The organism is Neobacillus nitrireducens, from assembly GCF_030915405.1.
Lineage (GTDB): Bacteria > Bacillota > Bacilli > Bacillales > Cytobacillaceae > Neobacillus.
Genome location: NZ_CP133262.1, coordinates 3,238,826 through 3,252,160 on the forward strand (window position 1 = coordinate 3,238,826; position 13,335 = coordinate 3,252,160).

General features: G+C 41.4%; 11 protein-coding genes and 4 tRNA genes. 14 read left to right on the forward strand and 1 reads right to left on the reverse strand.

Features of this window, described 5'->3' with window-relative positions; genetic code table 11:
• Positions 1 to 12: 12 nt before the first annotated feature.
• From RCG22_RS15685 to dnaB, 9 genes are all read left to right on the forward strand, one after another.
• Complete coding sequence (locus RCG22_RS15685) at positions 13 to 2,004, forward strand: molybdopterin-dependent oxidoreductase (RefSeq protein WP_308103683.1); 1,992 nt, start codon at positions 13 to 15, stop codon at positions 2,002 to 2,004.
• Positions 2,005 to 2,131: 127 nt separating this feature from the next.
• Positions 2,132 to 3,232, forward strand: a complete 1,101-nt coding sequence (gene ychF, locus RCG22_RS15690) for a redox-regulated ATPase YchF (RefSeq protein WP_308103685.1) — start codon at positions 2,132 to 2,134, stop codon at positions 3,230 to 3,232.
• Positions 3,233 to 3,403: 171 nt separating this feature from the next.
• Positions 3,404 to 3,691 carry a 30S ribosomal protein S6 gene (rpsF, locus tag RCG22_RS15695; RefSeq protein WP_066249104.1) on the forward strand — a complete coding sequence of 96 codons (288 nt, stop codon included), beginning with the start codon at positions 3,404 to 3,406 and terminating at the stop codon, positions 3,689 to 3,691.
• A gap of 72 nt (positions 3,692 to 3,763) precedes the next feature.
• Complete coding sequence (gene ssb, locus RCG22_RS15700) at positions 3,764 to 4,288, forward strand: single-stranded DNA-binding protein (RefSeq protein ID WP_098260318.1); 525 nt, start codon at positions 3,764 to 3,766, stop codon at positions 4,286 to 4,288.
• A 54-nt stretch (positions 4,289 to 4,342) separates the two neighbouring features.
• Complete coding sequence (gene rpsR, locus RCG22_RS15705) at positions 4,343 to 4,582, forward strand: 30S ribosomal protein S18 (protein ID WP_066249100.1); 240 nt, start codon at positions 4,343 to 4,345, stop codon at positions 4,580 to 4,582.
• Positions 4,583 to 4,703: 121 nt separating this feature from the next.
• A complete protein-coding gene (locus tag RCG22_RS15710) occupies positions 4,704 to 5,648 on the forward strand; it encodes a YybS family protein (protein ID WP_308103687.1) in 945 nt (314 codons plus the stop codon).
• 25 nt (positions 5,649 to 5,673) lie between these two features.
• A complete protein-coding gene (locus tag RCG22_RS15715) occupies positions 5,674 to 7,647 on the forward strand; it encodes a DHH family phosphoesterase (protein WP_308103689.1) in 1,974 nt (657 codons plus the stop codon).
• Positions 7,644 to 8,093, forward strand: a complete 450-nt coding sequence (gene rplI, locus RCG22_RS15720) for a 50S ribosomal protein L9 (protein WP_308103691.1) — start codon at positions 7,644 to 7,646, stop codon at positions 8,091 to 8,093. Before RCG22_RS15715 ends, rplI begins: the two co-directional genes overlap by 4 nt.
• A 189-nt stretch (positions 8,094 to 8,282) precedes the next feature.
• Positions 8,283 to 9,638: a replicative DNA helicase gene (gene dnaB / locus RCG22_RS15725; protein ID WP_308103692.1), complete on the forward strand. Its 1,356-nt coding sequence runs from the start codon at positions 8,283 to 8,285 to the stop codon at positions 9,636 to 9,638.
• A 364-nt stretch (positions 9,639 to 10,002) separates the two neighbouring features.
• Here the strand turns inward: dnaB and RCG22_RS15730 are convergent, their stop codons facing one another.
• Complete coding sequence (locus RCG22_RS15730; protein ID WP_308103693.1) at positions 10,003 to 10,926, reverse strand: nuclease-related domain-containing protein; 924 nt, start codon at positions 10,924 to 10,926, stop codon at positions 10,003 to 10,005.
• Positions 10,927 to 11,150: 224 nt separating this feature from the next.
• On the opposite strand from RCG22_RS15730, the gene RCG22_RS15735 reads away from it, so the two are divergent.
• The 5 genes from RCG22_RS15735 (at position 11,151) to RCG22_RS15755 (ending at position 13,123) form a co-directional block, all read left to right on the forward strand.
• Complete coding sequence (locus tag RCG22_RS15735) at positions 11,151 to 12,443, forward strand: adenylosuccinate synthase (RefSeq protein ID WP_308103694.1); 1,293 nt, start codon at positions 11,151 to 11,153, stop codon at positions 12,441 to 12,443.
• Between the two features lie 274 nt (positions 12,444 to 12,717).
• Positions 12,718 to 12,793, forward strand: a tRNA-Lys gene (locus RCG22_RS15740).
• Positions 12,794 to 12,829: 36 nt separating this feature from the next.
• Positions 12,830 to 12,901: transfer RNA gene (locus RCG22_RS15745), tRNA-Glu, on the forward strand.
• Positions 12,902 to 12,966: 65 nt separating this feature from the next.
• Positions 12,967 to 13,043: transfer RNA gene (locus tag RCG22_RS15750), tRNA-Asp, on the forward strand.
• A gap of 7 nt (positions 13,044 to 13,050) precedes the next feature.
• Positions 13,051 to 13,123, forward strand: a tRNA-Phe gene (locus RCG22_RS15755).
• Positions 13,124 to 13,335: the final 212 nt, after the last annotated feature.

The window sequence follows — 13,335 nt, forward strand, 5'->3', positions numbered from 1 at the left end:
GGGGTGGAGAATTTGGTACAAATTCGTCAAGCCGCATGTCCGTTAAATTGCTGGGATAGCTGCGGTTTCAATGTAACTGTCGAAAATAATAGGGTAACTCAGGTTGAAGGAGATCCCTCCCATCCGATTACCCGGGGGAAAATTTGTGGGCGGGGTCGGATGCTTGAAGCTAGGACAAACTCCTCCGAACGTTTATTGCATCCACTAAAAAAGATAAACGGTACATTTGAACAAATCTCCTGGGAGCAGGCACTGGATGAGATTGCTGCTAAGTTACTTGAAATTAAAGAAACATGTGGATCTACTGCTGTTTTGCACAGTCATGACTATGCAAATAATGGTTTATTGAAAAGCCTAGATCAGCGATTTTTTAATTGCTATGGCGGTGTCACCGAGCTCTACGGTTCTCTTTGCTGGGGAGCAGGTATTGAAGCACAAAGGTGGGACTTTGGTGGTGCATACAGCCATGAACCTAATGATTTAATCAATAGTAAAAATATTATTGTTTGGGGACGAAATGTCGCCCGAACAAATATGCACCTTTATGAAAAGCTGGTAGAGGCGAAAAAGCGTGGGGTTAAACTCATTGTCATTGACCCGATCTTTAATGCAACCGCAAAAATTGCGGATAACTATATCTCCATTAAACCTGGTATGGACGGACTATTAGCAGCGGGGATTATCAAGGAAATGCTCCGCTTAGGGTTAGAAGACCATGCTTTTATTGAGCAATATACGCTTGGATTTGAAGACGTAGTCCAGCTTCTGGACAGCATTACAATTGAAAAACTTAGTGAAATGACTGAAGTACCTTGTGAAGTAATGACTAAATTAGCTCGTATTTATGCAGATAAACCAACTTCTACCTTTATGGGGCTTGGTCTGCAGCGCTATAAAAACGGCGGCAATACGATACGCTTCATTGATGCCCTTGTTGCCGTGAGCGGAAATATTGGTATGGCGGGCGGCGGCGCCAATTATGCCAACCTTCAAGTGGGGCAAAGTTTTGTATTTGAGGAGTTAACCCTTCCTAATCGCAGGCAGAGTTCCCGGCAATTCCCAATCATGAAGCAAGCAGAAGAAGTATTAAATGCAATCAATCCGGAAATTCAAATGATTGTTGTGACCTGCGGTAATCCATTGACCCAGGTGCCTGACACCAAGGTCGTTGAAGAGGCCTTTTCAAAAGTAGCATCACTGGTGGTAATCGAACAATTTATGACCGATACCGCCAAGCTTGCTGATTATGTGTTACCGACAACCACCGCTTTTGAGGAAGAGGATATCTATTATTCCTCGATGTACCACCATTATGTAAATTATGGTCCTCAACTTGTCCCGGCACCGGGTGAAGCGAAACCTGATTTATGGATCTGGACCGAACTGGCAAACAGACTTGGCTTCGGTGCAGATTTTGATTTTACAAGAAATCAATTTCTTAAAATGGCCTTTCAAGCATTGGAAACCAAGGGTCTATCCCTTGAAACCTTAATGGAAAAGCATACATTAGAATTGCCGGTAAAAATGATCCCTTGGCAAGACCGCAAGTTTAAAACTCCAACAGGTAAGGTTGAATTTACTGCCCGGATTGGTCAAAAACCGTTAACCTTAGCTGTACCCGAAGAGTCAAAGTGGGCAAATCCACAGCTTGCTGAAAAATATCCATATAGTCTGCTGACCATTCATCCCATGCGCTCCAATCACTCACAGAACTATCATCTATTCGCAACGGCACCAAAGGTGAAGGTGGAGGTTGCCCGAAATATTGCGGATCGTCTCGGTTTGCAAAAGGATGATTTGGTTAGGGTATGGAATGACCGCGGCGAAGTGAAGGGCTTTATTGTGATAGCAGCCTCAGCTCATCCGGACACGATTAATATCGATGAAGGCATCTGGAGGCAATATGGCGGGTCGGTTAATAACCTAACCTCAAGCCGTTCATCAGATAACGGTTTAGGCAGTACATTGTATGATTGTCTCGTTAATCTTGAAAGGATAAACTAACTGCCGCCCAATAAGCGGCAGTTGTCTTTTTCTATAAGAATGCCTATAATTGTGAAAGACTTGTCTTTTAATATTCAGAACTAATATTAATTTAAAATAGATTTTATTTTTTTGAGGAGTGAACTAAATGGCATTAACAGCTGGTATCGTAGGTTTACCGAATGTTGGTAAGTCTACTTTATTTAACGCAATTACCCAGGCAGGAGCAGAATCGGCCAATTACCCTTTCTGTACGATTGACCCGAACGTAGGAATCGTCGAAGTTCCTGACGCTCGCCTGCAAAAATTAACTGAACTTGTTCAACCGAAAAAGACGGTTCCGACCGCTTTTGAATTTACCGACATCGCCGGGATTGTTAAAGGCGCAAGTAAAGGTGAAGGACTTGGAAATAAGTTTCTTTCCCACATCCGTCAAGTAGATGCAATTTGCCAAGTCGTCCGCTGTTTTGCCGATGATAACATTACCCATGTATCCGGTAAAGTAGATCCAATCGATGATATCGAAGTCATCAATCTGGAGTTGATTTTGGCTGACATGGAATCTGTTGAAAAGCGGATCAACCGTGTTGAAAAATTGGCAAAGCAAAAAGATAAGGATGCAGCCGCTGAATTCGAGGTCCTCTCGATGCTCCGTGATGCGTTTGAGGCAGAGAAACCAGCCCGGACGGTTGATTTTACAGAAGAACAGATGAAATTGGTAAAAGGGCTTCATTTGTTAACGATCAAGCCTGTCCTTTATGTAGCTAACGTTAGTGAGGATGATATTGCCGATCCTACTGATAATGAATATGTGCAAAAGGTACGCGAATTTGCGGCTGCTGATAATGCAGAAGTCATCGTAATCTGTGCAAAGATTGAAGAGGAAATTGCTGAACTTGAAGGTGAAGAAAAGCAAATGTTCTTGTCAGAGTTAGGAATTGAAGAATCCGGCCTTGACCAATTAATCCGTGCGGCTTACCACTTACTAGGCTTAGCGACTTATTTTACAGCAGGTGTGCAAGAAGTTCGGGCCTGGACCTTTAGAAAGGGAATGAAAGCACCGCAATGTGCTGGAGTCATTCACTCTGACTTTGAACGTGGCTTCATTCGTGCAGAAACCGTTTCATATGCAGATTTATTAGCAGCCGGCAGTCATACTACAGCAAAAGAAGCTGGAAAAGTCCGTTTAGAGGGTAAAGAATACGAAGTAAAAGACGGCGACGTCATCCATTTCCGTTTTAACGTATAAATTACCCGCGGAATGGAAATCAACATCCTAATTAAAAGTGCTATTCAAAAATCTCATTCCTGTGAATGAGATTGCTTTTGTTAAATAACTATGCTATAATTTCAACTTGTGAGTAATGAATAATTGCTCCTTGCCCAATTGGGCCGTTTAGACCAAAAGGAGGTGACTGTGATGAATAAGTACGAAATCATGTACATCATCCGCCCAAATATTGAAGATGAAGCTAAAAAAGCTTTAGTAGAGCGTTTTAACACAATTCTTCTTGATAACGGTGCGGAAACTGCTGAAACAAAGGATTGGGGTAAGCGTCGTTTAGCGTATGAAATCAACGATTTCCGCGACGGATACTACGAAATCACTAAAACAACATCTTCAGCTGATGCAGTACAAGAATTTTCTCGTCTTGCAAAAATCAGCGAAGATATCATTCGCCATTTAGTAATTAGAGAAGAAGCTTAATAATAAATGATAAATTTCTTGGTAAAAAGTTCCACGTGGAACTTTTTACCAAATTAAAAGGAGTTGATTCTGATGATGAATCGTGTCGTGCTTGTTGGCCGCTTAACAAAAGATCCTGACTTACGGTATACACCAAATGGGGTTCCTGTTGCTACCTTTACATTAGCAGTTAACCGTCCATTTTCTAGTCAATCAGGTGAGCGTGAAGCAGACTTTATTAATTGTGTTGTTTGGCGTAAACCCGCTGAAAATGTGGCTAACTTCCTAAAGAAAGGAAGCCTCGCAGGTGTTGATGGCCGGATTCAAACCCGCCACTATGAAGGACAAGATGGCAAACGTGTCTATGTTACTGAGGTACAGGCAGAAAGTGTTCAGTTCTTAGAACCTAGAAATGCATCCGGTGGCGGCGGAAGAAGCGATAACGACCAATTCGGTACTCCCCCACGGGAACCACAGGGTTCCTCGTATGGCGGCGGTAATCAGAATCAACGACCGAACCAAAACAACAATAGGCAAGGTGGTTACACGCGAGTGGATGAAGATCCATTTGCAGGAAATGGTCAAATCGACATCTCAGATGACGATCTGCCATTTTAAACCTATCCTTACTGAACGGTAAATAAAAAAAAACATAAAAAGGAGGGAATTTTCATGGCAGGAGGACGTAAAGGCGGTCGCGCAAAACGCCGTAAAGTTTGTTATTTCACAGCTAACGGTATCACTCGCATCGACTATAAAGATGTAGATTTACTTAAGAAATTTATCTCTGAACGTGGAAAGATTTTACCACGTCGTGTAACTGGTACTAGCGCTAAATACCAACGTAAATTAACAGTTGCAATCAAACGTTCACGTCAAATGGCATTACTTCCATTTGTTGCAGGTGAATAAAAAAATAGGTGTAAAAAGGCAGTTAGGGTCTTCCCTGCTGCCTTTTTGTTATACTCAAGGTTGTATCGAACCGCATATCTCGCTAAAATAAGGAATAGCTTTAATATTTAGGGGTGAAGTAGTGAAAGATGTACGCAAGCTTACAGAGGGTGCAATTCTTTTGGCAGCCCTTGCAGCACTATTACTAGTAACCATTTTTGTTCCTCCCCTCGGGGTGATTACAAACTTGGTTTTGCCGCTGCCGTTTCTGATGTTTTCTACAAAAAATGATCTGAAAATGATTTCAGCCTTCTTTGTAGCTGCCATTATGATTTCGTTTATAGCAGGCTCTTTAATGGGAGTTGGCTTAACGTTTATTTACGGGTCAGCAGGTGTAGTTATTGGCTATCTGCTTCAAAAGGGCAAAAGCCGGACGTTTATATTAATAGCCAGCTCGCTTACCTTTATGGCTGGGATGGTGATTTCATATGTTATCATGGTTGCTTTTATGAAAATGGACATTATCCACGAACTGACCGTCGCGTTAAATGAATCGGTTAAAAGCTCGGAGGAAATGCTTAAAGCATTGGGCAAAGAAGACCAATTGAAAGTTGTAAAAGAGAGAAATGCCTTAATGCTTAAGCAAATGGTAACCCTTGCACCTAGTGCGTTAATCTTTGCTTCGATTATGTCTTCTTTTATCACCCAGTGGATTTGTTTCCCGATTGCCAAAAGGTTTGGTGTAAATGTTCAGCCATGGGGCAGTTTTCGTAATCTTGCCCTGCCAAAAAGCCTTTTATGGTATTATTTAATTGCCCTAGGGATGATGCTGTTATTCCACCCGCAAGAGGGAACTTACTTATATTCTGCTTTAATTAACGCTAGGTACATATTAGAAACATTTATTCTGCTTCAGGGTCTGGCGCTTTTATTTTTTATTTTCTACAAAAGGTCAGTTGCAAAGGGACTTGGTGTGTTAGTTGTAATTCTTGCTTTCATGATTCCGATAGTCCGTTATATAATAATGTTATTAGGCATTACAGATTTAGGCTTTGATTTTCGAAAGCAATTTGAAAAGAAAGAGTAAGAATCACAATTAGGAGCTGAAAACTTTGCCTGCATTTTTAGAAAAACGGTCGATTCGTTACCCTTTTTATGGGTTGATAGGCGTAACAGTGGTAGTGCTCATTGCCCTGTCCTTCTATAATTGGATCATAAGTGCAGCCGGGCTGTTTATCATGCTCTTCCCGACATACTACATGTTTGTGGTAGACCGTCGCCAAAGAAAAGAAATAGAAGAGTACATCGCGACCCTTTCTTACCGGGTTAAAAGAGTCGGCGAAGAAGCTCTGATGGAGATGCCAATCGGGATTATGCTCATTAATGATGAATATTACATCGAATGGACCAATCCGTTTCTTGCCTCTTGTTTTGATGAGGATACCTTGGTTGGAAGGTCACTTTATGATGTTGCGGATACACTGATTCCATTAATTAAACAAGAGGTGGAAACAGAGATTATCACGCTTCATGAACGAAAATTTCGTGTCATTCATAAGCGGGAGGAACGGCTTTTATACTTCTTCGACGTGACCGAACAAAAGGAAATCGAGAAAATGTACCAAAATGACCGGACTGTCATTTCGATTATCTTTTTAGATAATTATGATGATCTTACCCAGGGAATGGATGACCAGATGCGTGGCAGCATCAATAATCTGGTGACGTCTATCTTGAATAAATGGGCCCAGGTTAATGGCATTTTTCTAAAAAGAATCTCATCGGAACGATTTATGGCTGTATTCAGTGAGGAAATTCTACAGAAGCTGGAGAAAGGTAAATTTACTATTCTTGATGAGGTCAGAGAAATGACCTCCCAGCAAAATGTGTCGTTTACTTTAAGCATTGGCGTCGGAACCGGTGTTTCTTCCCTGCCGGAATTAGGAGTTTTAGCCCAATCGAGCCTGGATTTAGCCTTAGGCAGAGGCGGCGATCAAGTGGCGATTAAACTTTCAAATGGCAAGGTGAAGTTCTATGGCGGTAAAACCAATCCAATTGAAAAGCGTACAAGAGTGAGAGCACGGGTAATTTCACATGCCCTACGAGACTTAATTATGGCAAGCGATAAAGTGATCATCATGGGCCATAAAAATCCGGACATGGATTCGATTGGTGCTGGGATTGGCATTTATAAAGTGGCACAAATGAATCAGAAAGATGCCTACATCGTTGTCAATATTCAGGAAATCGACAATGGGGTCAAGCGATTAATGACGGAAATCCGCCAGCAAGAGCAATTATTCTCCCACTTTATTGGAGCAGAAGAGGCACTTGAAATCGCGACGGATAAAACCTTACTTGTTGTTGTTGATACTCATAAACCATCCATGGTCATTGAAGAACGACTCCTTAATAGAATTGACCATAAAGTTGTCATTGACCATCATCGCCGCGGTGAGGATTTTATTGCGAATCCATTACTTGTTTACATGGAACCTTATGCTTCTTCGACCTCGGAGCTAGTCACTGAGTTCCTCGAATACCAGCCGAAACGCGGGAAGATTGAAATGATTGAAGCAACTGCCCTGTTAGCGGGAATCATTGTCGATACCAAAAGTTTTACGCTACGAACAGGATCAAGGACGTTTGATGCGGCCTCCTATTTAAGAGCACATGGAGCAGATACCATCCTAGTCCAAAAGTTTTTAAAAGAAGATGTCGATACATATATCAGAAGGTCAAAGTTAATTGAGTCTGTAAACTTCTACCGCGATGGGATTGCCATTGCCAAAGGACCGGAAAATGAGTTTAATGATCAAGTAATTATTGCCCAAGCAGCTGATACCTTGTTAACGATGGACGGGGTCCTTGCTTCCTTTGTCATCTCTGCGCGCAGCGAAGGGGTCATAGGCATCAGTGCAAGGTCGCTTGGAAACATCAATGTTCAAGTCATTATGGAAGCCTTAAAAGGCGGAGGGCACCTGACGAACGCTGCAACACAGCTATCTGGTTTATCGGTTGCAGAGACGGAAAGTAAATTAAAGCTAGCCATTGATGAATATTTTGAAGGAGTGAAAAAAGAATGAAAGTAATTTTCTTAAAAGATGTTAAAGGTAAAGGCAAAAAGGGTGAAGTAAAGAATGTGGCTGATGGATATGCCCATAACTTTTTACTTAAACAAGGCTTAGCGAAGGAAGCGAATAACGCAAATATCAGTACGCTGGATGCACTTAAGAAGAAGGAAGAAAAGGTTGCTGCTGAAGAATTAGCCGAAGCAAAAAAACTAAAAGAAGTCTTGGACCAAATTACGGTTGAGTTAACTGCTAAAGCCGGTGAAGGCGGCCGCATTTTCGGATCGATTACAACCAAGCAGATTGCTGAAGAATTACAAAAGAAACATGGCATTAAAATTGATAAGCGTAAAATGGAATTAGCGGATGCCATTCGTACGCTTGGCCACACAAAGGTTCCAGTTAAGCTTCATCATGAAGTTGTCGCAACATTAACTGTTTCCGTTTCCGAAGTAAAATAATAAATTTTACCGAAGTAAAATAAAATTTTCCCAGTGCGAAGTCACTGTGGAACATGATAGAATATAAAATGTAATCAACGACATGTGATCGGTATTAGCTGGTCACTTTTTTCTTTTCCGGATATGATAGTTTATGACTTTGACTTTTTTATATAAATCATCCTCTTCATGATAGGAGGTTTTTGATAGATGAATGACTTATACGCGGATCGAATGCCGCCACAAAACATAGAGGCTGAACAGGCTGTTTTAGGGGCAATTTTTCTAGAGCCCTCCTCTTTAATTTTAGCTTCAGAAATATTAATTCCTGAGGATTTTTATCGTGCTTCCCACCAAAAGATATTTAATGTGATGCTTTCACTAAATGATCAAGGGAAAGCAGTTGACCTTGTAACGGTAACGGAGGAGCTGTCCGCTGCCAAACTGATCGAAGACACAGGCGGAGTTAGTTATTTAGGGGAACTAGCCGCTTCAGTTCCGACAGCTGCAAATATTGAGTATTATGCGAGAATAGTAGAAGAAAAATCATTACTTAGAAGATTAATTCGTACCGCAACGAGCATTGCATCCGACGGGTATTCCCGTGAAGATGAAGTTGAGGCGTTGTTAAGTGAAGCCGAGAAAAATATTATGGCCGTGGCACAGCGAAAGAATGCCGGTGCTTTCCATAATATCAAAGACGTGCTTGTGCGTACGTATGACAACATTGAAGAAATGCATAACCGCGTCGGTGATATTACTGGTATTTCAACAGGATTTGCGGAGTTGGACCGAATGACGGCTGGATTCCAGCGAAATGATTTAATCATTGTTGGTGCCCGTCCTTCCGTGGGTAAAACTGCTTTTGCTTTGAATATCGCAGCAAATGTTGCGACGAAAACAGGTGAAAATGTCGCGATTTTCAGTCTCGAGATGGGTGCTGAACAGCTGGTCATGCGTATGCTTTGTTCGGAAGGAAATATTGATGCGCAACGGCTTCGTACGGGTTCCCTTACGGATGACGACTGGGGCAAGTTAACGATGGCAATGGGGAGCCTGTCGAATTCGGGGATTTTTATCGATGATACTCCAGGAGTTCGAATCAGTGATATTCGTTCTAAATGCCGCCGTCTGCAGCAGGAGCATGGTTTAGGGATGATTTTGATTGATTATTTGCAGTTAATCTTAGGAAGTGGCCGCTCCGGCGAGAACCGTGAACAGGAAGTTTCTGAGATTTCACGTTCTTTAAAGCAATTAGCGCGTGAATTAAAGATCCCTGTTATTGCTCTTTCACAGCTTTCGCGTGGTGTGGAACAACGTCAGGATAAACGCCCGATGATGTCCGATATCCGTGAATCCGGTTCGATTGAGCAGGATGCCGATATCGTAGCCTTCTTATATCGTGATGATTACTATGACAAAGAATCTGAGAATAAGAATATTATTGAGATCATTATTGCCAAGCAGCGTAACGGCCCAACCGGAACGGTCTCATTAGCGTTTGTGAAGGAATATAACAAGTTCGTCAACCTCGAGACACGGTATAACGATTCTCCAGGTGCATAAATTAAGGCTAGCCGGTTTTTTTGCGGGCTAGCCCTTTTTGTTGTTTGGGTGGAGAAGTTCAGGGATAACTAGTAGAAGCGACTAGTGCCCGTGGCCGCAGAAAAAAGAGATCAACGGTAACTAGTGAAAGCGACTAATGCCCGTGGCCGCAGAAAAAAGAGATCAACGGTAACTAGTGAAAGCGACTAATGCCCGTGGCTGCAGAAAAAAGGGATCAACGGTAACTAGTGAAAGCGACTAGTGCCCGTGGTTTCAGAAAAAAGGGTACAACGGTAACTAGAGTCAAGGTACTAATAACTTTCAAGTAGAAAAACTGTTTCAACATGTATAACGGGTGACTTAAAAGGGTAATTTTGTTTCTAACCTAATCATTCCGAGGTACATAATTTGAAGATATACTAGATCCGATTCGTTTATAATTCTTACCAAGTATCCTCCTAATAGTCTTCTCGGACTTAATAATCCTACACCATTCATGAACTACCTTTGTAGTGATCTTTTGATCAGGAAAAAGCAGCTGCAATTCAGCTACACTTCGTAAAACTGCTGATTCTACCTCTTCCTTACAGCCACAACTATTACATACCAACAGCCCGCCTAAAAAGATAGTAAAAAAGGAGTAGCACTGTGGACAAAGAATTCCTTTTACCAAGTGACCATAGCCGTAAGCAGGTAAGCGCGGGTAAGGAGGCTCTACAAGATGCAGCGAAACAAGTTGTTCGGCTAACTTCAGATGACCTTTATTCAGTTTCCCATGTTTAGCATTAGCATTTAACTTTTTCAAAAATCGGTTCAGTTGGGTTGGGAATATCATGGAGGTATTTACAGTGGTTAGATATAAATGAAATTCGGGGTTATTGAAAATAAGGTATGATTCAAGCGGATAACGATAACCAAGGTCATCGAGTAGGGACCGAAGCATCATTTCAAAACGACTCAATTGGTGAAGAGGGTTCTTTATTTCTTTTTTAATACACGTATACCACTTATCACCTTCAACATAATAGTCGCCTTCAAAATACTTTATGTCCAAAGGGTAAATCTTATTTTGGGATATAAGTAACGTATCAATTTGAAATTTGTTATAGTTATATTCAAGTAATAAATCATGAATAACCAGCCATCCCTCTGAAAGTCCCTCTAGCCATACATCACTCTTTTGCTCCCCTTCAAACCCTTTTTTCAGAATTAAGTAGTTAGTAACTTCCTTATCAGATAAACCCATTCGTGCATTTAAGGACCTTAAAATTGTTATTTCCAATCGTTCTTGCCGAGTCTTAATAATCATATTCCACATCCTATTCATTATTTTAGGAAACTATAATTCTATTTTATGGAAACACGACCAAACATACAAGTTGGAATAGTGATAGATTTATATATTGATATTTTACGAACATATTAATATATTTTTATACAAAACGTTCGTGTTTTGTTTGCTATTTGCTATAAAAATTGATAAACTGGTCTATGGAAAACAGTAAAAGTGTATTTAATTTGGAGGTGCCTTATATGTCATCAGTAGTAGTTGTTGGGACGCAATGGGGAGATGAAGGAAAGGGTAAAATTACAGATTTCCTTTCAGAGAATGCTGAAGCAATTGCCCGTTATCAGGGAGGTAATAATGCAGGCCACACCATAAAATTCAACGGAGAAACGTACAAATTGCACCTTATTCCATCAGGAATTTTTTATAAAGAAAAGGTTTGTGTTATTGGCAACGGGATGGTTGTTGATCCAAAAGCGCTTGTAGCCGAGCTTGCTTATTTACATGAAAGGGGCGTTACAACTGATAATTTACGCATTAGTAACCGGGCCCATGTCATCCTTCCCTACCATTTAAAACTGGATGCAGTGGAAGAAGAAAGTAAGGGCGCAAATAAAATTGGCACGACTAAAAAAGGAATTGGACCTGCCTATATGGATAAGGCTGCTCGTATCGGGATTCGAATTGCTGACTTGCTAGAACGCGATGTCTTTGAAGAAAAGCTTGTTCGTAATTTAGAAGAGAAAAACCGTTTGTTTGAACGTATTTATGAAACAACCGGCTTTACGAAAGAAGAAATCCTTGACGAGTATTATGAATATGGCCAACAGTTTAAGAAGTATGTTTGTGATACATCAGTTGTCCTCAATGATGCATTGGATGAAGGAAAGCGGGTTTTATTCGAAGGCGCTCAAGGGGTTATGTTAGATATTGACCAAGGTACGTATCCATTTGTTACATCTTCCAATCCTGTGGCTGGTGGAGTAACGATTGGTTCAGGAGTCGGCCCATCTAAAATTACTCATGTGGTTGGGGTTTGCAAGGCTTACACCTCTCGTGTGGGTGATGGTCCTTTTCCTACCGAGCTGCACGATGAAATCGGCCATCAGATTCGTGAAGTTGGACGGGAATATGGTACGACAACAGGCCGCCCTCGCCGGATTGGTTGGTTTGACAGTGTTGTTGTGCGCCATGCACGTCGTGTGAGTGGCTTAACAGACCTTTCCCTCAATTCAATTGATGTATTATCGGGGATTGAAACCTTAAAGATCTGTACCGCTTATAGTTATAAAGGTGAACTTATTACTGAATATCCTGCTAGTTTGAAGGTTCTGGCACAGTGTGAGCCTGTTTATGAGGAACTGCCAGGCTGGACCGAGGATATTACAGGAGTAAAAACATTAGATGAATTACCTGAAAATGCACGCCATTATGTGGAACGTGTCACGCAACTGACAGGAATACCGTTAACTACGTTCTCTGTGGGACCAGATCGTAATCAAACAAATGTTGTCCGCAGCCCATGGAGACAAATTTAATTGATGAAATGAGGCCTTCAAATTTGAGGGCCTCACTCTTTTTAAAAAGTTTTTTTAAAAAAGTATTGCTATTAATGGATACTCCATGCTATTATAAAAAGCGTCGTCACAATACGACACGGAAGAAGTACGAGCCATTAGCTCAGTTGGTAGAGCACGATCGAATAAGCTTCCTTGAATCAGCATCAGGGCACACGCCGAACTGCTGCTTGAATAAGCTTACTGAGGCGTGGGCATCCGACGAAGTATTGGTTTAGGAAATCACTTTTTGTACGAGCCATTAGCTCAGTTGGTAGAGCATCTGACTTTTAATCAGAGGGTCGAAGGTTCGAGTCCTTCATGGCTCACCATAGTTTTTTGCCTTAGCAAAATAACTTTCAATATATGGCCCCTTGGTCAAGCGGTTAAGACACCTCCCTTTCACGGAGGTAACACGGGTTCGAGTCCCGTAGGGGTCATGGCTTTTGATTGTCAGGAAGAGGCTGGCAAGGACGGTTTCCTTGCTGACAATCAATTTAATATTGGTCTGGTAGTTCAGTTGGTTAGAATGCCTGCCTGTCACGCAGGAGGTCGCGGGTTCGAGTCCCGTCCAGACCGCCACTAAAATGGCTCAGTAGCTCAGTCGGTAGAGCAAAGGACTGAAAATCCTTGTGTCGGCGGTTCGATTCCGTCCTGAGCCATAAAAAAAGAAGCTTGCATATATGCAGGCTTCTTTTTTTATGGGAATTTTACTTAGAATATTTCATGAAATGTAGGTAAATGTCAGCAAGTATACAATTCTGTTACATTATGAAGACTACTAATCTATTTACAAAATATTATGGTAAAGTAAAGATGGTCTAAAATACTGGGAAATCTTTAGTAGTTTATACACTAGATTAAGAGGGTTTTA